Origin of the sequence: Antrihabitans stalagmiti (genome assembly GCF_016482825.1) — a bacterium.
Classification (GTDB): Bacteria; Actinomycetota; Actinomycetes; order Mycobacteriales; family Mycobacteriaceae; genus Antrihabitans; species Antrihabitans stalagmiti.
On sequence record NZ_JAEMNV010000005.1, the window covers coordinates 372,284 to 391,849 of the forward strand.

Sequence of the window (19,566 nt, forward strand, 5' to 3'; positions counted from 1 at the left end):
GGCTCGTCCGATCTGCATGGAATATACACGTGCGCAAAGGCTTTGGGGTGCCTGATGCCGAGCCGCTGTGCGGGCACCACTCATCAAGTGCGCGGAGGACACTTGCAGCGACCGGTGCGCGATGCTTGCGTGACCGATGAGGCCAGTGACACCAATGGTGCAGTAGTGCATAGTGGTGCGGCGTGGCGACTTGACCAAGTCGAAATTTGTCCAAGCTTCGCTGCACATTTATAGAACTGACTCAGGAGGCTTTGGCATATGCGAGTTTCACCGATGCCGGGGCTGGCCCGTACTCGTAAGCGATGCACTGTCGGCGGTGCACTCGGCATCATGGTTTTGGGCGGTGTGCTGGCCGGTGCACCCGTCGTCTCTGCTGCGCCGAGTTACGCCCCACCGCTCGACCAACCAGCGGATTCGGATCCGTACCTTGTCCTGGCGATCGCGACGTTGGTGTCCGAGAGCCTTGTAACTGTTCAGGCCGACGGCTCGCTCGACGAGATCGCTGATGCCAGTTTGCAATTCACCGACTGTATGAGCGACGGGATCTATGAGCCGCCCGTGGGTGCAGCCACGCAGACCGCGAGCGGAGCGCTGTTCGAATGCGCAGCAGCGTTACAGGGTATCGATCCCATCGTGGGACGCAGACTGCTGGCGGCTCTGGACCTAGACCGCCTCGCTACTGTCCTTGACGCCGAGTCCATCCCCCACGACGGAGCCGTGCCACATTCACCCCTTTCGACGGCACCGTCGCCACCGGAATCCGACACCGGTACGACGCCCCAGCCATCGCCTCGAATCGACAAGGGATCTAGTTCGACGACGGTCCCACCAACCACCGGAACAGTTACTTCCCTCGTCGGTGACGGACGAGGACACGGCGGCATCGATATCGCGAACAAACTCGGAACTCCCATCGTCGCGGTCGCCGACGGGGAGGTGATCAGTGCTGGACCGGCGCAAGGTTACGGGCTGTGGGTGCGCATCCGCCACAATGACGGGACCGTCACTACGTACGGCCACAACCAGGGCAATCTCGTCTCGCTCGGGCAACGCGTGCGCACAGGGCAACAAATCGCCGTCGTGGGCAACCGCGGAGATTCATCGGGACCGCATTTGCACTTCGAGGTCGAATCCCCGTCGGGTCAGAAGGTCGACCCCACTGCGTGGCTTGCCTCCCGGGGTGCCGGAATCGCCGATCCCGACGAGTAGCCGCGCGCGATCCCACCGATGATCGCCGTACCCGTGCCGCAAGCCCGCACATGGCGATAAGCGACCTCAGTCGGCAGCCCGTGCCGACTTCGGGAAGTACGGCGAGCCGAGACCTCCGGACCACCCGAGGGAAGGTCAGTCGTCGGGTGAGCGAAGTTCATCCTCTTTTGAACTCCCGAAAAAGGTGAGCGTCACCAGGGCGGTGGCGCCCACGACGATGAAGGTGTCGGCGAGGTTGAAGGTCGGCCACCAGCCGGTGTGCAAATAGTCGGTCACCACTCCATCGGGTAGCCGGTCGAGAAGGTTGGCGCTGGCGCCGCCCAGGATCGCGGCCAGCCCGAGCCGCCAGACGAGCCCGGCGCTGGGAGCAGTCCGCCAGCCGACGACGGCCACGGCGAAGGTGATGACGCCGGTGACGGTGAGCAGCACCCAGGTGGGGGCGTCGGCGGCGATGGAGAACGCCGCACCCGGGTTGAACGCCAGCCGCAGGTCCACCGGCCCCGCCTCGATGGGCGCACCGGGCAGGGTGTTTGTGGCCCACGCTTTGATCGCCAAGTCGGTGGCCGCGAATGCTGCGGCGACCGCCAGCAGCCCGACCCGCCGGCCCAGGTGACGGTCGGCCCTCACCGGGTTCGCGTCGATCATTTCCCCGCCCCAACCGTGACCGAAGCCTGCCGCGGAGTTGTGTCCGGTACCGGGGCAAGAGCCTGCGCCTGTCCGGCGCGGACACCGTTGGCGATGACGACGATCTCGGCGAGCTCGTGCACCAGCACGACCGCGGCCAAACCGAGCACACCGAAGAGCGCCAATGGGATCAGCACGGTAATCAGCGCGAGGGACAGCCCCACGTTCTGCAACATGATCGACCGGGCGCGGCGAGCGTGATCGAGCGCCTGGGGCAGATGCCGCAGGTCTTCACCCATCAGAGCAACGTCGGCTGTTTCGATGGCGACGTCGGCGCCCATCGCGCCCATCGCGATACCGAGGTCCGCGGTCGCCAGCGCCGGCGCGTCGTTGACGCCGTCGCCGACCATGGCGGTGAACCGCTGCTTGCGCAGCTCGGCGACGATGCGGGACTTGTCTTCCGGGCGCATATCGGCATGGACGGTATCGATTCCGGCTTCGGCAGCCAATGCTTGGGCGGTGAGTTCGTTGTCGCCGGTGAGCATCGCGACCTGGCACCCGGAGGCGTGCAGGCGAGCGATCACCTCGGCGGCCTCCGGGCGTAGCTCGTCGCGCACGGCGACCGCGCCGATCACCCGGCCGTCGTCCTCGACCAGCACGGCGGTCGCCCCTGCTGCCTGCATCCGTTCGACGTCGGCGGACAGCGAGCCCGAAGCGAGCCATCCCGGACGGCCCAGCCGCACCGGGCGTCCGTCCATTCGACCGGTCAGCCCAGCACCGGTGACAGCTTCGACATCGGTGGCCGCACGCGGTTCGTCGACCGCGGCGAGGATGGCACGGGCGAGCGGGTGCTCGCTGCGCGCTTCCAGGGCTGCCGCGAGGGCGAGCACCTGGTCACGGTCGACGCCGTCGACGGTGGCGACCTCGACGACGGCGGGCCTGTTCGCGGTCAGGGTGCCGGTCTTGTCCAGCGCGACGCCGCGAACCTTTCCGAGCGCTTCCAGTGCGGCACCGCCCTTCACGAGTACGCCCAGCTTGCTGGCCGCGCCGATCGCGGCGACGACGGTGACCGGCACCGCGATCGCCAGCGCACACGGCGACGCGGCCACCAGCACCACCAACGCGCGTTCGATCCAGGTCGCCGGGTCACCGAAGACGCTGCCCAGCAGGGCAATCGCCGCTGCAGTGATCATGATGCCCGGCACCAGCGGCTTGGCGATCGTGTCGGCCAGCCGTTGCGCCTCGCCTTTGCGGGCTTGCTCGGCTTCCACGATCCGCACGATCCGCGCGAGGGAGTTGTCCTCGGCGGTGGCGGTGACCCGAACCTCGAGAACGCCGTTCCCGTTGATGGATCCGGCGAACACCTCGTCATCCGGTCCGGCCTCCACCGGCACGGATTCACCGGTGATGGCCGAAACATCGAGGGCGGTGCGGCCGTCGGAGATGATGCCGTCGGTGGCGAGGCGCTCACCGGGCTTGACCAGCATCCGGTCCCCGACTCGCAAGTCACCGGATGCCACCACGGTTTCGGTGTCGTCGCGCTGGACGGTGGCCTGCTCGGGGACCAAATTGAGCAGGGCACGCAGGCCGCGGCGGGTGCGGGCGACGGCGTATTCCTCGAGGCCTTCGCTGATGGAGAACAGAAACGCCAGCATCGCGGCCTCGCCGACCTCACCGAGGATGACCGCGCCGATCGCGGCGATCGTCATCAGCGTGCCGACACCGATCTTGCCTTTGGCCAAGCGTTTGAGCGTCGAAGGTACGAACGTGTAGCCACCCACGAGCAGGGCGGCGACCTCCAAAGTCACCTCCACCGGACGCGGGGCACCGAGCCAACCGGCGATCAGGGCGGCGAGCAGCAGGACGCCCGCGACGGCGGCCGCGCGTAGTTCGCTGACCTCCCACAGCTTTTCAGGCTCATGCTCATCGGTCTCGCCATCGACGGCGGGTTCGTCGTGTCCGCATCCGCACGCGTCGCTCACGCCCGCACCCCCTCGTTGGTGTCCGACGTGGCGATGGAGTCGGTGCCGTAGTTGGGGCACAACGCGACCGCGTTGCCAGTTGCCGCGAGGAGGGTTTCCGCCGAGGCGAGCAGGTCCATCAGCTCCGGCCGCGCCAGGCTGTAGAAGACCTGCCGACCCTGCGGACGGCCCTGCACCAGGCCGCAATCGCGCAGGCAGGCCACGTGCGCCGACACAGTGGACTGTGCCAGCCCCAACTCACCCATCAGGTCAGCCACCCGTGCTTCGCCGCACGCGAGTCGGTGCACGATCGATAATCTTGTGCCGTCGGACAGGCTGTGGAACAACGCCACTGCCGGATCCAGCCCGGCCGCGCCGGCCAGACACCCCTCACCATGATTCATCGTCATCTAACGATGATAACCAGATTGACCGTTGATATCCATAGCCGGGCAGATTAATCTCAACTCAACGATTACATCGTTGACACACGATCATAAGGTCGATTCGACGCATCTGGTGAGGAGAAATCCATGGCCCGAACACTGCCGGCTACGGCGGAGCGCCAAGTCGGACGGACGTCAGGGCAGGTGTCGCTGCTGTATCGGTGGGGTGCGCTGGTGGCGCGGCATCGGCGACTGGTGTTGTCGGTGTGGGCAGTGCTGCTCGTGCTGTGCGCACTGACCTATCCCCGCCTCGAGGATCGGCTGACAGCGATGGACTTCGGGGTCGAAGGCTCCGAATCCGCGCAGGTGGACGCTTTGGTCGCCCAACACTTTCCGCAACTGGGGGCCGAGCAGGCCGTCATCGTGGTGCGGTCGCGAACCTCGACCGCGGACGGTGTCGAGTTCCGCATCGCAGTGGAGGCGGCGGTGGCTGCCGCACAGCAGGTTTCGGGTGTACGGGGCGTGATCAGTCCCTACAGGGGCTTACCCACCGCGCAGATCTCTTCCGACCGGCACGTCGCCCTGGCATTGGTCGGCCTCGACGGCAATATGGCCGAGCGGGCAGCGGTTGCCCGCGACGTGCAGGACGCGATCGGTTCGGACGCCAGCGGGGATATCGAGATCGGACTGACCGGCTACTCCGCCGTCCAGAACGCCGCCACCGATATGCAGAACGCCGACCTCGCTCGCGCCGAGGCGATCGGCATCCCCGTGGCTCTACTCCTGCTCGTTCTCGCCTTGGGTGCGCTGGCCGCGGCGGCGGTGCCGATTGGGGTGGCCATCGCGGGGCTGCTACTTGCCTCCGGCGCGCTGTTCGCCATGACGACGGTGACCGCGTTCGATTCCCTGGTGGTGGCGATGGCCACGATGATCGGTCTCGGAGTGGGCATCGACTACGCCATGTTCATCGTCAGCCGCTTCCGCGAAGAGCTTCTGCACGCCGAGGTCACCGATCGCCGCGACAAGGATCGGATCGCCGACGCGACCGGACGGTCCCTGAGCACCGCCGGCAAGACCATTCTGGTATCCGGACTGATTGTGATGATTTCGCTGTGCGCGTTGATCGTCATGGCTGCACCGATCTTTCGCGGCATCGCCATCGGCGTTGCCACCGCCGTCACCAGCATGCTGATCGTCGGCATCACCCTGCTTCCTGCCCTGCTCGCCGCCCTCGGACCCGCCATCAACCGCGGAGCACTGCCGAAACGGTGGCGACCCGCCGACGCGGTCACCCTTGTCGAGGGTGACCGGCCCGGCAGATGGGCGCGGTGGGCGTATGTGGTGATGCGACGGCCGATCCTGTTCGGCTCGCTGGCCGTCGCCGTCCTAGCTGTGGCGACCCTGCCGCTGTTCGGGATCCGCTACGGCCTCGATATGGGCGTCTCCGCCCTCGACGACACCGCGGCCGGACGTGCCACCACCGTGTTGACCACGAATTTTCCGGCCGGCGCGCTCTCACCCGTAGAGATCGTCGCTACCGGCGCGGGAGACGAAGCTCTCACCACAGAGGGGCGGGCGCGCGTGGACCGGTTTCTGGCCGACATTGCCCAAGACGAGCGCATCGACACCGTGCTCCCCGCCCAGGACAGCGACGGACGCGTGCTGGTCATGGCCGTGCCCGGGGTGCCGTTCGACTCCATGGGCGCCATCGACCTTATCGGTGAGCTGCGCGACGCCGCCGGCGAAGCGGGACGTGACGGCGGGCCGACGGTGCTGATCGGCGGCAGCACAGCCGAATTCGTCGATCTGTCCGACGAGATGACCTCGAAACTGCCGCTAGTGGTGACGCTGGTGTTGGGCGCTTCGCTGGTGTTCCTCACCGCCGCGTTCCGCAGCATCGCACTGCCGATCAAGGCCATCGCGATGAACCTGCTCGCCACCGGCGCGTCCCTCGGCATCACCGTGGCCGTATTCCAGTGGGGCATCGGCGAATCCGTCCTCGACTTCACCAGTGCCGGATTCCTCCAGGTCTACCTGCCCACCGTCGTGTTCGCGGTCCTGTTCGGGCTGTCGATGGACTACGAGGTCTTCCTGATACGCCGTATGCGCGAATACTGGGAAATGCACGGCGACAACCAATTCGCCGTCGCCGCCGGACTCACCCACACCGCCCGACCCATTACCGCGGCCGCCGCTATCATGGTCGCCATCTTCGGCAGCTTCCTCACCGCCAGCACACTCGAACTCAAACAACTCGGACTCGCGCTCGGCGTTGCAGTCGCCATCGACGCCATCATCATCCGCCTCGTGCTGGTCCCGGCACTAATGCAGCTGCTGGGCCGATGGAACTGGTGGTTCCCGCGTTCGAAATCGCTCAACTCGGACCTGAACTAGGCAGTATCGCGGTCGCCCCACCTCAAGTCGGCCTGTGCAATGAGGCGAACCCGCGAGAACTATTGTTCGTAGTATTTTCGCGGTTGTCGCTCGGTCCAGCAACCGCCCAGCAGGTAGGAGGGGTGACGAAGGTGGGTGGTACTTCACGCCGAACCACGGGCGCGTCGCGAGCAGGACAACCCCTGCGCATGCTGGCTTGGGCGGCAACGCTCGCAGCGCTGGTTGCGACCATGCTGGCCGGATTGTCGTCTGCGACGGCCTTGCAACTGCTCGGCTTGCCCGACCCTGGCGCCCTGACCAGTTTCGGACTTCCGGCGGCGACAGCCGCAGGCGAGGTGGCCGCGGTCGTCGCAGTCGGTTCGCTGCTGCTGGCCGCTTTCCTAGTGCCGCCGCAGCGGTCCGGCATCCTCGACGTCGACGGATATGTGGCTGTGCGCACTGCATGCACCGCGGCGATCGTGTGGGCACTTTGCGCCGTGGCCATGGTGCCGCTATCGATATCCAGCAGCTCTGGCCTTCCGGTGGCCGAGGTGCTGTCGAACCCCGCGGAACTACCGAGGGTGATTGGTGAGCTCGAGGGTACTTCAGCGTGGGCATGGACTGCGGTCATCGCGCTGATCTTGGCCGTATTTTGCCGAAACACGTTGCGCCACTCGTGGACTCCGATGTTGTTGACCATCGCACTCCTCGGTTTGATGCCTCGCGCTGTGAGCGGGCACTCTTCGGCGGGCGGCGGGCACGACGTGGCAACCGACAGCCTGATCCTGCACGTGGTCGCTGCGGCTCTGTGGGCGGGCGGACTGGCCGCGCTACTGATGCACGCGCGTCGCGGAGGCAGTCATCTCGACGTTGCCGCGAACAGGTTCTCCGTCGTCGCTCTTGCCGGGTTCGCGACGATGGCCGTGAGCGGGTTGCTCAACGCGATGGTTCGGGTGCCGGTTGTGGCCGTGCTGTCGTCTACCTACGGCGCCCTGGTGTTGACCAAGCTCGTGCTACTAGCTGGGCTTGGTGTGATCGGTTGGCGGCAGCGACGCGTCGCGATCCTCAGGCTCACGCGCGACCCCACTGACCGCAGCACATTCGTACGGTTCGCGATCATCGAGTCCACCGTGTTTGCAGTCGCGATCGGTGTGGCCGTGGCGCTCAGCCGTACTCCGCCTCCGGCCGACAGCGACCCCGAGCTGACAGCGCTGGAAGCAGTGTTGGGCTATGCCCTCGATGGTCCGCCCACCCTCGCACGACTCGTCATGCAATGGCGTTTCGACCTCCTGGCTGGCTCCGCAGCAATCCTGTTCGCCGCGCTATATCTGTGGGCCGTGCACACCCTCCGCCGTCGCGGGGAGAAATGGCCCGGTTTTCGCACTGCGATCTGGGTGAGCGGGTGCGCTGTATTGTTGCTCGTATCCTCATCCGGGGTAGGTCGCTATGCGCCTGCGTTGTTCAGCGTGCACCTGGCCAGTCAGTCCGTCCTTGCACTTGTCGTCCCCCTGTTTTGGGTGCTGGGCGCTCCGCTCACCCTTGCTGCCTCCTGGCTGCGCCCGTCGACCGCCGACGCCGCGCCCGGCCTCCGGGAATGGCTGGTCGCGGCCGCGGTTGGTCCCGTCGCACGATTTCTCACCCACCCTGCGATAACGGTGATCATGTTGCTGGGCTCCTTGTTCGGCGTCTATTTCAGCGGGGTCTACGAAGCAGTTGCCGGATCTCATGTCGCCCACGTTGTCATGATTTGGCTGGTCCTTGCCGCCGGGTCCGCGTTCTATTGGGTCGTTCTAGGAGCGGATTCGATCCCCCGACGGTGGTCGCGGCGGACCCGTATTGCGACCGCGATCACCGCCTTCGTCGGGTACGTCAGCTTGGGGATCGCCGTGATGGAGTCCGAGCGCGTCTTCGGAGCTACATTCTTCGAATCGCTACCACTGGACTGGCGCGGTGATCTGGCTGCCGACCAGCGGCTCGGCGGCTGGGTCGCACTGCTCGTCGGGGTGCCGTCTCTACTGTTTGCGATGGTCACCGCGGGCGCCAGGCGCGGTTCAGGGCAGCGCTAGGTGCGGACAGAGCCGATAACCGAGGCGTTTCCGAGCCCGAAAGTCCGGTCGATTCCACCGACTATGCGAAATAGTTGTACGGTGTTGGCTGGGCCGTCACCGTTCCGTTATCCGAAGTGTCCGGGAAGCTCACAGACCACAGCATTCCACCAACCGTGAGGGTCGTTTTGGGACGTCATCGCAAGCCTGAATCCGAAGTCACGAACACAGCCAGGCATTCGACGCAAACCGGCGAGCAAACGAGATCGCACGGCCTACACGTGCAACGGGCACTTCATGTGGTTGCGCCGCTCCCCCACGACGATGCCCTCGACCAGACCGAGCGAACAACAATCACACTCGCCGGTTATATCGGGTCGGCACCCTGGGAGCGAGTTTTTCATGATCCCGCGCCGACCATGGCGCCGACGAGTATCGACGCATTTTCAGCTCGGTCGACCGCACAGCGGGTCACGCGGCGCCAACGAGGCGCGCACCGTTCGCAGGATCGGTCACGCGCGGGCCGTGTGCTTGTGGCCTCGGTCGTCACCGGAGGCATCTTTGCGGGATCGGCGGCGATCGCAGGAGCGCACCCCCCGGGCTCACATCCCACCGACGATGTCATGCCGCAACCGGACGCCGTCGGGGCGCGAGCAGTCGAGGGTGGCTCGCAGGTACTGACAATGCCCGATCCGGCCGACCTCACTGCACTCACCACGCCCCTGCGACTTGCCCAACGCCGCGATGAGGAACGCAACGCCCGCGACGCCGCGGCGCGCCGGCCGGTGTCGGTGTTTCCGGTCGCCGGCGTGCTGACGTCTAGTTATGGTCCACGGTGGGGATCGACGCACTACGGCCTCGATATTGCCAACTCCATCGGAACTCCGATCGTGTCGGTGACCGATGGTGAGGTGATCGAGTCTGGCCCCGCGGCGGGTTTCGGGTTGTGGGTGCGTATTCGACAGGACGACGGCACAATCGGAATCTACGGACACATCGACCAGGCTCTCGTCTCCGCAGGAGAGCGGGTGAAAGCGGGTGACCAAATCGCAACCGTGGGCAATCGGGGACAATCTACGGGCCCGCACTTGCACTACGAGGTGTGGGAACGTGACGGGAGTAAGGCAGATCCCATGGCGTGGCTCAGCGCTCGAGGAGTGCCGACTGCCGCTCTCGCATCAGGAATCGGCTCATGACAAGGGGTCGAAGGGGATACCTGAAGGGCCTCGGCGAACTCGAGGCCGACGTCATGAACGTGTTGTGGGCGACGCCGGAACCGTTGACCGTGCGCGACCTCGTGGAGCGCACGAGCGAGCGAAAGCAATCCGCCTACACCACGATCTTGACGGTGGTGACCCACCTGTACGAGAAAGGGTGGGTGGTACGAGATAAACAAGGGCGGGGCTATCTGTACCGGCCGACCCGCACCCGCGAGGAAGCGACTTCACGCGCGCTCCGCGACATCCTCGACGCGAGCACCGACTCGGCGGCGGTCCTGCTGCACCTGGCGAAAACCGTATCCGCCAGCGAATCGGAGGCGCTTCGTCGCGGACTGTCCGGTAAAGACGCACGATCGTGATTCTCGCGGTGACGCTGCTCGTCGCGGCGGCGTTCAGTGCCATCGTTATGCCGATAGTGCTGCGGCGGTTGATGTTCCGGGTTTCGCCAGTCGTAGCGTTGACCGCCTGGCTGGGCACCGTGGCCGGATTGTTCGTCCTCACCGCAGCGGCCGTCGCGGTACTCGCCTGGCCAGCCGCGCACGCCCCCGCCGAAGGACCACTCGAGACTATGGTGCGGTGCCTGACCGCCCTGCAACACGCCCTTCGTCCCTTGATCGGTGAGATTGCAACCGGCGCCGTCGTGGCCATCGCCAGCGTGATCATCGCCCGCGTCTGCGTAGCGGCCCGTCGCCATCATCGGGTGCGCACCAAAATCCGGGATTTCCACCGCGACGTCGTCGCGATCGTCGCTCGCACCGAGACGGGCAGGAACCGGGTGATGTGGCTCGACCATCCATTGCCCATGGCGTACAGCATCGACGGTAGGCCTGGCTACGTCGTCGCCACCGAAGGCCTTGCCCGATGCCTGACCGACAGTCAGCAGGCCGCGGTCATCGCGCACGAACACGCCCATTTGCGCGCACGCCATCACCGCATCCTCAGTGTGTGCGAAGTGCTTGCTGCCGCACTCCCGCGCGTCCCGCTGTTGGCGGCAGCACCGCGTGCCGTCGAGACCCTCATCGAACTCGTCGCAGATCACGCCGCCGCCCAGGCAACCAGCGCGTACTCGATGAGCACTGCCTTACGGGCAGTGTCCACATCAAGCGCATCCCGCCCCCAACTCTCGCTCGGCCTCCTCAGCGAGTCGATCAGCTTCCGACTGCGCTGCCTCGACGAGGCACCGTCCACCGGTGGCAAATCTCGCACCATCTACGCCGCCGCGATCGCCGTCCTACTTCCTGTCATCGCCGCCGCTGCAGCGCTGGCGGCCTCAGCCGGGGCGGCGTGCCTGATCGTCGCTTGAACCACGGGGTCGACTGAATCGCACAAAGATCCATCTACTATTTTGATTAGTAGAATCGATCCAGGGCGAACGCCCCGACGACTGGAAGCTGAGGCTCATGACTGCGGTCGACACCAAACTCACCGCTACGAGGCCTTTTCCGGCCCGGGTGGGACCGAAGGGTTCCTTCCTGTGGAAGATGCTGACGACCACCGATCCCAAGCTGCTCGGCATGATGTATCTCGTCACGGCGGTCAGTTTCTTCCTCATCGGCGGCTTAATGGCGCTGCTCATGCGTTCCGAGCTAGCGGTGCCGGGCCTGCAATTCTTGTCCAACGAGCAGTACAACCAACTCTTCACCATGCACGGCACGATCATGCTGCTGTTCTACGCGACGCCGATCGTATTCGGCTTCGCGAACGTCGTGCTGCCGCTGCAGATCGGTGCGCCGGACGTCGCGTTCCCGCGTCTGAATGCCTTCAGCTATTGGCTGTTCCTGTTCGGCGCGACAATGGCGACCGCAGGCTTCATCACCCCCGGTGGTGCTGCCGAGTTCGGTTGGACCGCGTACGCGCCGCTGAGCAGCGCGCTGTACTCCCCCGGCGTTGGCGCAGACCTCTGGATTCTCGGGCTGGCCGTGTCCGGTTTGGGCACCATTCTCGCTGCGGTCAACATGATCACCACGGTCGTCTGTCTGCGTTGTCCCGGTATGACGATGTTCCGGATGCCGATCTTTACCTGGAACATCCTCGTCACGAGCATCCTTGTGCTGCTGGCGTTTCCGCTGCTCACTGCGGCGTTGATGGGCCTCGCGGCAGACCGTCATCTCGGCGCGCACATTTTCGATCCTGCCAACGGCGGCGCGCTGCTCTGGCAGCATTTGTTCTGGTTCTTCGGACACCCCGAGGTTTATATTATCGCGCTGCCGTTCTTCGGGATCGTGTCCGAAATCTTCCCGGTGTTCAGCCGCAAGCCGATCTTCGGTTACACCACCTTGGTCTATGCGACGCTCGGTATCGCGGCCCTGTCGATTGCGGTATGGGCGCACCACATGTACGCCACCGGCGCTGTCCTACTGCCATTCTTTTCCTTCATGACCTTCCTTATCGCCGTGCCGACCGGAGTGAAATTCTTCAACTGGATCGGCACCATGTGGAAAGGTCAGTTGACGTTCGAATCGCCCATGTTGTTCTCCGTCGGTTTCCTCGTCACCTTTCTGTTCGGCGGCCTGTCCGGCGTTATCCTGGCCAGCCCGCCACTGGATTTCCAGGCCACGGACTCCTACTTCGTCGTCGCCCACTTCCATTACGTGCTTTTCGGCACCATCGTGTTTGCCACTTATGCGGGGATCTACTTTTGGTTCCCGAAAATGACGGGGCGAATGATGGACGAGCGGCTGGCGAAGTGGCACTTCTGGACCACCTTCATCGGCTTCCACACCACCTTCCTCGTGCAACACTGGTTGGGCAACGAAGGCATGCCGCGCCGCTATGCGGACTATCTGCCAACGGACGGTTTCTCGAGTCTCAACTTGATTTCTACCGTTGGTTCGTTCGTCCTCGGAGCCTCCACCTTGCCGTTCGTCTGGAACGTCTTCAAGAGCTTCCGGTATGGCGAGGTCGTGACCGTCGACGATCCGTGGGGATATGGCAACTCGCTCGAATGGGCGACGTCGTGTCCGCCGCCGCGGCACAACTTCTACGAGCTGCCGCGCATTCGGTCCGAGCGTCCTGCGTTCGAACTGCATTACCCGCACATGATCGACCGGATGCGCGTCGAGGCCCACGTCGGCTGGGGCTCGGCGAAGCATTCCTCCGAAATAGCGCAGTTGTCGTCCGACGCCCATCCGACGCCTGACTCCGTAGAGGCAGGCGTCGACGACACCGGCCATCCCCCCGCCGCCCGCTGATGACGTCTGTTCTTACCCTGCCCGCAACAGCCAGAGCAACGGGGATCGTTGCCGACTGGTTGCTACGATCAGCCGCCCCGATCGTTCTCGACGCCGCCGACCTGCCGAAGTGTGCGACCTCGTTGAGGCGACTCCCCATGGTCACACCCGTGCGACTCCACCGTCCCCGCCAGCTGCGGCGACACGATTACCTCGCCGCAAAAGCCGCGGCGACGGCTCGTCGTCGTCTCGTCGCGCTCCACGTCGGGGCAGGGCAGCCCAAGAACGAGGGGGCGCCACCACCATTGCTCTATCTCCCCGACGAGGTCGTCGACGCTGCTGCACGCATCAGCGGCGATCTCGCCGACCTGGGAGTCAGTGCCGCGGCTGACGCCAACGTCGCCATTCTGAACGCGTTCCCCATTATCGGCTACAAACATGGCATCGCCCCTGCTACCGCGGCCGCCCATCGTCTGACCGAGAGCTACTGTGCGCTGCTCATCGATCTCTGGTGCTCGGAGCCGCGGGCGCAGGTCAGGTCAGTCGGAGTCGAGTTCTAGCTCGACGAGTGGTGTTCGCGTAGCCGACGCTGCCGTAGCTGCCCGCGACGGCTCGAAGACAGCACCGGGTGGGAAGGAGCTCCCAAGGCCCCCACCACCCCCTGCGTCGACCTGCGCTACACGTCCCTAGCCCTCGACGTCGGTCGGTTTGCGGGCCAGGACCCGGAACGTGATCCCGCCCAGACCGGCACGCTGCACGTGCTCCAACACGAACCCGGCCTCACGCAAGAACGGCACCGGATCCCGGGTCAAATGATCGGTGTCGAAGCGTAGCCGCACCGAGTCGATCCGCCGCATCAGCCACGCCACAACCGGATTGGTCGACGGTCCGTGTTCGGCCAGCACGAAAAGACCACCCGACCGCAACACGCGAAAAGCCTCAGCACTGGCCTTGCTCGGGTCCGGGATAACGCAGAAGGTGTAGGTCGACACCACCGTGTCCACCGACGCGTCCGGCAGTTCGAGCGATTGCACATCGCCTTTGAGCAGGTCCACGGACGCCAACTGCTGGTCTGTCACACGTCGGCGGGCAATGTCGAGCATCCCGTCGGATAGGTCGACACCGATCACATGCTCGACGAGGGGACCGTAATGCAGCAAGTTCATGCCGGTACCGACCCCGAGATCGACCACCTGACCACGTGCGTGTGCGACCGCCCACTGCCGCGCCCGGCCCAGTACATACCGTTCGAACAACGCCATTTGCCGATCGAACTGGCGCGCTTTCCGATCGAACGCCTGCTCGACGTCAACATTCTCTGATCGACTCATCGTGACCGTCCCCCCGCCGCCGCTGGTGAATCCGACGTCACCGACATTACCTAGCTCTCCCGTTTACGACGCGAATAAACTGCTTCGGTGACGACGATGACAAGTCTCGGACAGGAATCCTGTGCTGCAGCTCTTTCATCCCGAACCCCCAACAGATCAGCGCGGTCGTTCCACTGACGGATCGCTCGGGGAGGTCGTCGCAACAGAAGCGATGGGCGCGCTCGCCGATTGATACTATGCATATTAGTAGCAAGTCCATGGCCCGCGCCGTGGCACTGACCAAGCGCGACGAAGGAGTGCCGTGGGGCGAGGTAGGAGTCACGTGAAAGGTCTGCTTGGCACGGTGCTGATCGGTCTACTGCTTCTACTTGGCGGCGGTACCGCCGGCGCACACAGTGAACTCGTGAGTTCCACGCCGGCAGCGGATTCCATCCTCGAAAGTTCGCCCGCTGCCGTCGAATTGGTATTCAATCAAGCCATTCAGCAGCAATTCGCCACGGTGAAGGTGGTGGCAGCCGATGGAGGACAATGGGGGGAATCGACACCGACCGTGGCGGGCGAACGTGTCCAGATAGCTATCCGTGCCGGACTTCCGGTCGGCGACTTCACCGTCGGCTATCGCGTCGTGTCACAAGATGGTCACCCGATCAGCGGGTCCTACACGTTCCGGGTCGCATCGCCGCAGATTGCACACCCAGGCATCGGAACCACCCCCGCCTCGGTGACGCCACCGGCAGCGCCGCAGTCCGGTTCTGCCGACGATGGCGACAACATGATGACCACCTGGACGCTTGCCGCAGCGGTCGCGGGTCTTGTGGTCGGCGCAATCGTGGTCGTCTTCCGTGGGACCCGCAAAGACACGAACACGGACCCCGCCGACACCAAGCACTCCTGATAGCGGTCCGATACTTATGATGGTCGTCGCTGATTCGGTGCGCGTTCCCGAGGCGCCTCCTACGTTGGGCACGTTGCTCGGGTGGTACCCCCAACCGATTCCGCTCCTGCCCCTCCTGGGACTTGCGCTGGCCGTCCTGTATTGCTGGGGCCGGTTGCGCCTTGGATCCGTGAGGCCGTCGCTACCGTGGCCGTGGTGGCGAACAGCGTCATTCCTGTTCGGCTGTGCGCTTTTGGTCGCCGTGACCGGGCTGGGGATGGAGGGATACGGGTACGAGCTGTTCAGCGTCTGGATGTTTCAGCATTTGACGCTGTCGATGGCGATCCCGCCGCTGCTGGTGATGGGATCGCCGGGCAGCTTGCTGCTGCGTGCCACGCCCCATCGAGGCTTGGGCAGGATCGTGTTGATTGTTGCTCTTGTCGGGCTTCGAAGTCGGATGGCTCGTGTGCTGTTGCATCCAGCGGTGACCATCTCTCTGTTCCTGTTCAGCTACTACGGCCTGTACCTGACCTCGATCCTCGACACCGTCGGATCGACATGGGCGGGTCACACTTCGGTCGAATTGTTCTTCCTGGCCACGGGCGTACTATTCATCGTTCCGGTCCTATCGACAGGGCCATTGCCCGTCAGGCAGAGCAACCTCGGACGGTTCTTCGACATTTTCCTGGAGATGCCGCTGCACGTGTTTTTTGGGCTGATTCTGATGATGGCGACCACACCGATGCTCGATCTGTTCGCCGACCCACCCGCAAGCTGGGGTATAGATCCGCTCGACGATCAACAACTCGCCGGAGGCCTTGCCTGGTCCTATGGTGAACCGGTAGGCCTGGTCATCGTGATCGTTTTCGCGGTGCGGTGGAACCGCGACGAACGGCGCAGTGCAGCGGCGACCGAACGCCGCGCGGAACTCCACGGCGACCTGGAGCTCAACGCTTACAACGACTACCTCAAAGAACTCCGCGGCTGACCGTTTCCACGGCCCCTGGGGTACGCGATCAGTTCATCGGGAGTGGCACCGTGTTCTTGTCCTCCAGCATCCGTCGAATAGTGTCGGACTCGGCGGTCTGAGTTCTGACGATGCTGTCGGCGAGTTGGGCAACCGCGGGAACGACCGCATTGTCGCGGCCGTAACGGGCCATTGCCAGTCCACCTTCGTGGTGTCGCAAAAGCAGTTGTAAGAACATCGCGTCGAACGCGGTTCCCGAATTCTGACGCAATTTGCGTATCTCGTCCGAAGTCGCCATGCCGGGCATTGTGGTTGCGCTCCCGAGTGTGGACGATTCCATCCCCGGCATCGAGTGCGCCTCCGACTGTCGAATATGGTCTTCCTCGCTCATCCACGTCATTGAGTCGCCGACAGGAAGAGTCGGACGATTCCACAACACCAACCAGCCTTGCATCGTGCCCACTTGGCTCTGCTGGCTGGTCAACACGTCGAACGCCAAGGTGCGCACTGCCGGGTCGACCGCCTGGGACAGCGCGATCGCCGACATCTCGATCGCCTGATTGTGATGGATCGCCATGTCCTGAGCGAAACCTATATCGATCGACCCTGGCGAGGGCGGCTGGTCGTCGAGCAGCTTTTGCGTCCACAATCCCAGAACAACGCCGGCCAGTAGAACGATCACGATCCCGAGCGCGAGCAGTGCCACCGACCGACCGGTGACGGCCAGATAGTGCCGTCGACCCTCCACCGTGGGTATCGTCCGCTCAGTTTCCACCGGCGTCTCCCGGTGCGGGGTCGACCATCGGGGCCGCGTCCACGCCGGGCGCCGTGGACTCGAAGGGTGGCGGGTTGTCCGGGTCGAAACCGCCGTTTGTCGCACAGCTCGCGCCCGGCTCCGGGCTGATGGTGGGGTTCTGGCGCAATGCAGTGACGAACTGATCAATGCGGTCGTCCTCGATTCCCTCCAGCTGAAGTTGGCGACCCCACGACTGCAACGACACCGCAGAACTCATCCCGGGATAGGGCGACATCAAAGTGTAGGGCTGTCCACTCACCTGCGTTTCGAGCGCATCGATGTCGGCCTGGCTCAGCAGATCTCTGTTGTATGTGATCCACACGGCACCATGTTCGAGGGAGTGGACGGCAGTTTCGCTGCGGATCGGCAGCGGGTACACGATCCCGGTGCAGGTCGCCCAATTTTGATCGTGCGGTCCGCCGAAGGGAGGCGACTTGTCGTAGGCCACGCGCTGCGGAGCCGCGACATGGCGGCCAGCCGGATAGTCGGCCTTGACGACGCCATCGATACCTCCGGACGGGTCGGGATTGTCCGAGCTGGGAGTGAATTTCGCCGTCTCTCGCTGGTCGATGGCCTTTGGGACCAAGTTGTAGGCGATGACCCCGACCAAGAGAACGGCGACGATTGCGAAAACGACCACGTCCCAGGGGATCCGCCGCCGCCGGGTCAGCGCGTCGAGGTTCTTACCCGCCCGTCTTCGTTCCGGTCGCCCCCGCCCGCTCTTGTTCGACCCAATGGACACAGGGCATCCCTTCGTCTTCCGTCGTCGTCGGCAGGTGCGCAGATCCACACCGGACCGCGCGTCCCGACATCTACTAACCAGAATAGTTGACACTAACAAGGACGGCATCGGCGGCACGCCACGGTGACGGACAAACCCACGCGGAGTTTCTGAGCATCCGAGCAGGGCGGCCGAGGGCGGGGCGTTGATTGCGCGCGCATAGACGGTGCAGGACAGCACATTCGGTGATCCACGACCTCCCGCAAGCCGCCACTTGTTCGACCCAACACACAGGGTGAACTACTATTTCGAATAGTACCTGGCGGATTGGCGAGGTCACTGACAGACGGGACACCGATGCTGCCGACAGAGAAGAAAGCCCCGACACCGAGCGTGGATTCTCGGTGGAAATGGCGCAACCACAGAGGTGCCGCGGCTGCCGTGTGCGTCGTGATTGCGCTAGCAGGCACCGGTTGTGCGACGGGGTCGGAGGCAGTCGCCCAGGGCGGCAATTTCGATTTCGTCTCCCCGGGTGGGCAAATCGACATCTTCTACGACCCGCCGGAGCAGCGCGGAACGGTCGGTCCCCTGTCCGGCCCGGACCTCATGGTGGAGGGCAAAACGACGGCACTGTCAGATTTCGGCGGCAAGGTCGTAGTGATCAACGTGTGGGGCCAGTGGTGCGGCCCCTGCCGGGGTGAAGCGGTTCAACTCGAGCAAGTATATGAAGCGACGAAACCGCTGGGTGTCGAATTTCTCGGGATCAATGTCCGCGATTCTCAGAGAGACAAGGCCCAGGACTTCGTCGTCGATCGAAAGGTTGGCTTTCCGTCGATTTGGGATCCGCCGATGCGTACGCTGCTTGCGTTGGGCGGCAATTATCCGACCAGCGTTATTCCATCGACGCTGGTTCTGGACCGTCAGCATCGCGTCGCTGCCGTGTTCTTGCGCGCACTACTCGCCGAAGATCTGCAGCCAGTGGTCGAGCGGGTCGCAAAGGAGCCGCAGTGAACGTGGCAAGCATCGGCGACACCTTCCAATCGACTGCGGCCTCCGGTCCGTTGATCTTGGCGCTGGGCGCATGCGCCCTCGCAGGGCTCGTGTCGTTTGCCTCTCCGTGCGTGGTTCCGCTCGTGCCGGGCTACCTTTCCTACCTTGCCGGGTTGGTCGGCGCCGACGCTCCACCGGCGAGCGCCGACGACGCGATCGCGACAAAGACACGGACCGGCCGGGCGCGGGTCGCAGGCGCGGCAGCCCTTTTCGTTGCCGGTTTCACGGTTGTTTTCGTGCTCGCGACCGCCACTGTCTTCGGTGTCGTCGATACCCTGCTGATCAATCGGGAGGTGCTGCAACGCGTCGGCGGAGTCGTGACGATCGTCCTGGGACTGGTCTTCATCGGGCTGTTGCCCGCACTGCAGCGCGATGTTCGCTTCGAACCGCGCCGAACGACCACCCTCGCCGGTGCTCCGCTGTTGGGTGGTGTGTTCGCTCTCGGCTGGACGCCGTGTCTCGGGCCGACTCTCGCGGGTGTCATGACAGTCGCAGCGGGTACGGACGGAATTACCGCTGCACGTGGTGTCGCGCTGATAGTCGCCTACTGCGCTGGGCTTGGCCTGCCGTTCATCATCCTGGCGTTCGGATCCGCGCGAGCTCTAGGCGGTGTGGCGTGGTTGCGCCGGCACGCGCGGAACATCCAGATCTTCGGCGGTGTCATGATGATCGCGGTCGGCCTCGCCCTCGTAACAGGTGCGTGGGACCAGTTCGTCAGCTGGATCCGCGACGCCTTTGTTACCAATACGACGCTACCGATCTAACGACGACAATGCGCCAGATCACGCCCGCCACCACCACCCAAGTGGGATTCGAGTACCGAGTCCCACGGCTGCAGG

18 protein-coding genes are annotated in these 19,566 nt (G+C 64.5%); 12 read left to right on the plus strand and 6 right to left on the minus strand.

Annotated features, from left to right (window positions below; genetic code table 11):
• Window positions 1-258 precede the first annotated feature (258 nt).
• Window positions 259-1,209, plus strand: coding sequence for a M23 family metallopeptidase (locus JGU71_RS18075; protein ID WP_233529561.1), 951 nt, complete (start codon window positions 259-261; stop codon window positions 1,207-1,209).
• Between the two features lie 135 nt (window positions 1,210-1,344).
• Here JGU71_RS18075 and JGU71_RS18080 read toward each other — a convergent pair whose 3' ends face one another.
• The 3 genes from JGU71_RS18080 to JGU71_RS18090 are packed head-to-tail and all read right to left on the minus strand — an operon-like array spanning window position 1,345 to window position 4,204.
• Window positions 1,345-1,854, minus strand: a complete 510-nt coding sequence (locus JGU71_RS18080; RefSeq protein ID WP_199705657.1) for a signal peptidase II — start codon at window positions 1,852-1,854, stop codon at window positions 1,345-1,347.
• Window positions 1,851-3,815 carry a heavy metal translocating P-type ATPase gene (locus tag JGU71_RS18085; RefSeq protein ID WP_199705658.1) on the minus strand — a complete coding sequence of 655 codons (1,965 nt, stop codon included), beginning with the start codon at window positions 3,813-3,815 and terminating at the stop codon, window positions 1,851-1,853. The genes JGU71_RS18080 and JGU71_RS18085 overlap by 4 nt, the downstream gene beginning before the upstream one ends.
• Entirely contained in the window at window positions 3,812-4,204 is a 393-nt protein-coding gene (locus JGU71_RS18090) for an ArsR/SmtB family transcription factor (protein WP_199705659.1), read from the minus strand. Before JGU71_RS18090 ends, JGU71_RS18085 begins: the two co-directional genes overlap by 4 nt.
• A gap of 123 nt (window positions 4,205-4,327) precedes the next feature.
• On the opposite strand from JGU71_RS18090, the gene JGU71_RS18095 reads away from it, so the two are divergent.
• The 7 genes from JGU71_RS18095 (at window position 4,328) to JGU71_RS18125 (ending at window position 13,548) form a co-directional block, all read left to right on the plus strand.
• Window positions 4,328-6,574, plus strand: coding sequence for an MMPL family transporter (locus JGU71_RS18095; protein WP_199705660.1), 2,247 nt, complete (start codon window positions 4,328-4,330; stop codon window positions 6,572-6,574).
• Between the two features lie 188 nt (window positions 6,575-6,762).
• Window positions 6,763-8,619 (plus strand): bifunctional copper resistance protein CopD/cytochrome c oxidase assembly protein, encoded by a 1,857-nt coding sequence (locus tag JGU71_RS18100; RefSeq protein WP_199705661.1) that lies wholly within the window; start codon window positions 6,763-6,765, stop codon window positions 8,617-8,619.
• Between the two features lie 260 nt (window positions 8,620-8,879).
• Complete coding sequence (locus tag JGU71_RS18105) at window positions 8,880-9,794, plus strand: M23 family metallopeptidase (RefSeq protein ID WP_307829707.1); 915 nt, start codon at window positions 8,880-8,882, stop codon at window positions 9,792-9,794.
• Window positions 9,791-10,177: a BlaI/MecI/CopY family transcriptional regulator gene (locus JGU71_RS18110; protein WP_443624199.1), complete on the plus strand. Its 387-nt coding sequence runs from the start codon at window positions 9,791-9,793 to the stop codon at window positions 10,175-10,177. The genes JGU71_RS18105 and JGU71_RS18110 overlap by 4 nt, the downstream gene beginning before the upstream one ends.
• Entirely contained in the window at window positions 10,174-11,121 is a 948-nt protein-coding gene (locus tag JGU71_RS18115) for a M56 family metallopeptidase (protein WP_307829708.1), read from the plus strand. Before JGU71_RS18110 ends, JGU71_RS18115 begins: the two co-directional genes overlap by 4 nt.
• A gap of 97 nt (window positions 11,122-11,218) precedes the next feature.
• Window positions 11,219-13,009, plus strand: a complete 1,791-nt coding sequence (gene ctaD, locus JGU71_RS18120) for an aa3-type cytochrome oxidase subunit I (RefSeq protein ID WP_199705662.1) — start codon at window positions 11,219-11,221, stop codon at window positions 13,007-13,009.
• The gene (locus JGU71_RS18125) at window positions 13,009-13,548 is read left to right on the plus strand and encodes a hypothetical protein (protein ID WP_199705663.1); all 540 of its coding nucleotides are present in this window, start codon (window positions 13,009-13,011) and stop codon (window positions 13,546-13,548) included. The genes ctaD and JGU71_RS18125 overlap by 1 nt, the downstream gene beginning before the upstream one ends.
• A 126-nt stretch (window positions 13,549-13,674) precedes the next feature.
• Here JGU71_RS18125 and JGU71_RS18130 read toward each other — a convergent pair whose 3' ends face one another.
• The gene (locus JGU71_RS18130; RefSeq protein ID WP_199705664.1) at window positions 13,675-14,319 is read right to left on the minus strand and encodes a class I SAM-dependent methyltransferase; all 645 of its coding nucleotides are present in this window, start codon (window positions 14,317-14,319) and stop codon (window positions 13,675-13,677) included.
• A gap of 322 nt (window positions 14,320-14,641) precedes the next feature.
• On the opposite strand from JGU71_RS18130, the gene JGU71_RS18135 reads away from it, so the two are divergent.
• Together JGU71_RS18135 and JGU71_RS18140 are read left to right on the plus strand one after the other, a co-directional pair.
• Window positions 14,642-15,214: a copper resistance CopC family protein gene (locus JGU71_RS18135; RefSeq protein ID WP_199705665.1), complete on the plus strand. Its 573-nt coding sequence runs from the start codon at window positions 14,642-14,644 to the stop codon at window positions 15,212-15,214.
• Between the two features lie 16 nt (window positions 15,215-15,230).
• Window positions 15,231-16,181: a cytochrome c oxidase assembly protein gene (locus JGU71_RS18140; RefSeq protein ID WP_199705666.1), complete on the plus strand. Its 951-nt coding sequence runs from the start codon at window positions 15,231-15,233 to the stop codon at window positions 16,179-16,181.
• A 28-nt stretch (window positions 16,182-16,209) separates the two neighbouring features.
• On the opposite strand, the gene JGU71_RS18145 is transcribed toward JGU71_RS18140, so the two are convergent.
• Both JGU71_RS18145 and JGU71_RS18150 read right to left on the minus strand, forming a co-directional pair.
• Window positions 16,210-16,935 carry a DUF305 domain-containing protein gene (locus JGU71_RS18145; RefSeq protein ID WP_307829709.1) on the minus strand — a complete coding sequence of 242 codons (726 nt, stop codon included), beginning with the start codon at window positions 16,933-16,935 and terminating at the stop codon, window positions 16,210-16,212.
• Window positions 16,925-17,698 carry a thioredoxin-like domain-containing protein gene (locus JGU71_RS18150; protein ID WP_372433198.1) on the minus strand — a complete coding sequence of 258 codons (774 nt, stop codon included), beginning with the start codon at window positions 17,696-17,698 and terminating at the stop codon, window positions 16,925-16,927. Before JGU71_RS18150 ends, JGU71_RS18145 begins: the two co-directional genes overlap by 11 nt.
• Before the next feature lie 336 nt (window positions 17,699-18,034).
• On the opposite strand from JGU71_RS18150, the gene JGU71_RS18155 reads away from it, so the two are divergent.
• Together JGU71_RS18155 and JGU71_RS18160 are read left to right on the plus strand one after the other, a co-directional pair.
• Window positions 18,035-18,688: a TlpA disulfide reductase family protein gene (locus JGU71_RS18155; protein ID WP_199705667.1), complete on the plus strand. Its 654-nt coding sequence runs from the start codon at window positions 18,035-18,037 to the stop codon at window positions 18,686-18,688.
• Complete coding sequence (locus JGU71_RS18160; protein WP_199705668.1) at window positions 18,685-19,491, plus strand: cytochrome c biogenesis CcdA family protein; 807 nt, start codon at window positions 18,685-18,687, stop codon at window positions 19,489-19,491. The genes JGU71_RS18155 and JGU71_RS18160 overlap by 4 nt, the downstream gene beginning before the upstream one ends.
• Window positions 19,492-19,566: the final 75 nt, after the last annotated feature.

Coding starts and splice junctions, on each gene's coding strand:
- ctaD (WP_199705662.1), top strand. CDS start 11,219: ATGACTGCGGTCGACACCAAACTCACCGCTACGAGGCCTTTTCCGGCC.
- JGU71_RS18075 (WP_233529561.1), top strand. CDS start 259: ATGCGAGTTTCACCGATGCCGGGGCTGGCCCGTACTCGTAAGCGATGC.
- JGU71_RS18155 (WP_199705667.1), top strand. CDS start 18,035: ATGCTGCCGACAGAGAAGAAAGCCCCGACACCGAGCGTGGATTCTCGG.
- JGU71_RS18100 (WP_199705661.1), top strand. CDS start 6,763: ATGCTGGCTTGGGCGGCAACGCTCGCAGCGCTGGTTGCGACCATGCTG.
- JGU71_RS18130 (WP_199705664.1), bottom strand. CDS start 14,319: ATGAGTCGATCAGAGAATGTTGACGTCGAGCAGGCGTTCGATCGGAAA.
- JGU71_RS18095 (WP_199705660.1), top strand. CDS start 4,328: ATGGCCCGAACACTGCCGGCTACGGCGGAGCGCCAAGTCGGACGGACG.
- JGU71_RS18140 (WP_199705666.1), top strand. CDS start 15,231: ATGATGGTCGTCGCTGATTCGGTGCGCGTTCCCGAGGCGCCTCCTACG.
- JGU71_RS18125 (WP_199705663.1), top strand. CDS start 13,009: ATGACGTCTGTTCTTACCCTGCCCGCAACAGCCAGAGCAACGGGGATC.
- JGU71_RS18090 (WP_199705659.1), bottom strand. CDS start 4,204: ATGACGATGAATCATGGTGAGGGGTGTCTGGCCGGCGCGGCCGGGCTG.
- JGU71_RS18080 (WP_199705657.1), bottom strand. CDS start 1,854: ATGATCGACGCGAACCCGGTGAGGGCCGACCGTCACCTGGGCCGGCGG.
- JGU71_RS18110 (WP_443624199.1), top strand. CDS start 9,791: ATGACAAGGGGTCGAAGGGGATACCTGAAGGGCCTCGGCGAACTCGAG.